The organism is Oleiphilus sp. HI0043 (assembly GCF_001634935.1).
The window spans coordinates 1-960 of record NZ_LWEY01001807.1 but is presented as its reverse complement, the minus strand read 5'-3'; the positions used below and the strand labels follow the sequence as shown (position 1 = coordinate 960).

The following is a 960-nucleotide window of genomic DNA, read 5'->3' as shown; positions in this document are numbered from 1 at the left end:
TCTGGCAGTTCCGATTCTGGCAGCTGGAAGTTATTGATTAGTTCCTGCTTCAAGGACTGCTGATTAAAAAAGTCGATTGTTTGCCGCCTTGGAAATGGCCCCGGTAAGTCATCTTTACTAGTTAGCAGTTCACTTTTCTTTTCTGGGAACTGCTGCTTGAAAGATTCACGCTCAGCTCGACGATATAGGGATGACTCCATTAAGGGTAATAATGCCGATGGCCACTGATCTAGTTCCAGCGCTGTTAAGTTAACTGCATAAGTCTGAGAGAAGAATGCCTTATACATACCCACAACAATCAATGCGCCGGCTACCTCATCAACTTCCCATTGGTGTTGGAGGGTATGTTGAAGAGATTGATCAATTAGCTCGACTTTTTCCTCTTCAACTTCATCAACGATTAAAGCGAAGTTAGTACGCTCCGCATAAACAGCAATCGCGATAGCTAGCACTTGTAGATCATCCCGAAGGGTGCCTGACTCAACGCACTCTAGCAAAATGCTTTGGCGCAATAGCGTTATAAATTCTTCAACATGCGGATCAGGTAAAATGCAGTTTAGTAAGGAGTAATACACTAAGGGGTCTTTTGCGACTTCAAGCATTTCAATCGTCGCATTTGGATTACTTAAATCATATTTTTTGACTAGCAATGCCGCGGCGAATCCGGCAAGTTTATCTAAAGCCAGTTCGCTCTTTGACAGAAGCAAAAACAAATCAGCTTCAAGCTGAGTGTTGTAAGATTCTATCTTTATATGAGGGCAGCAGTTAAGCATGCCATGCAAGATCGTAATGTCATCATAGCCATGATTGATTAAAGATCGATAATGGAGGTAAGCGACATCGAAGTGGCCAAGCGCATGATGAGCTCTGGCCATACCTAGAAATGCGTTCTTATTGCCATTATCAATTGAAAGTGCTTTTTCGAACTGTCTGATTGCTAACTCAGGCTCTTCAGAAATT

At 42.6% G+C, this 960-nt stretch carries 1 protein-coding gene; it reads right to left on the bottom strand.

Features of this window, described 5'->3' with window-relative positions; genetic code table 11:
- Positions 1 to 960, bottom strand: a 960-nt coding sequence (locus tag A3729_RS33595; protein ID WP_197476188.1) for a hypothetical protein, incomplete at both ends; no start/stop codon positions are given.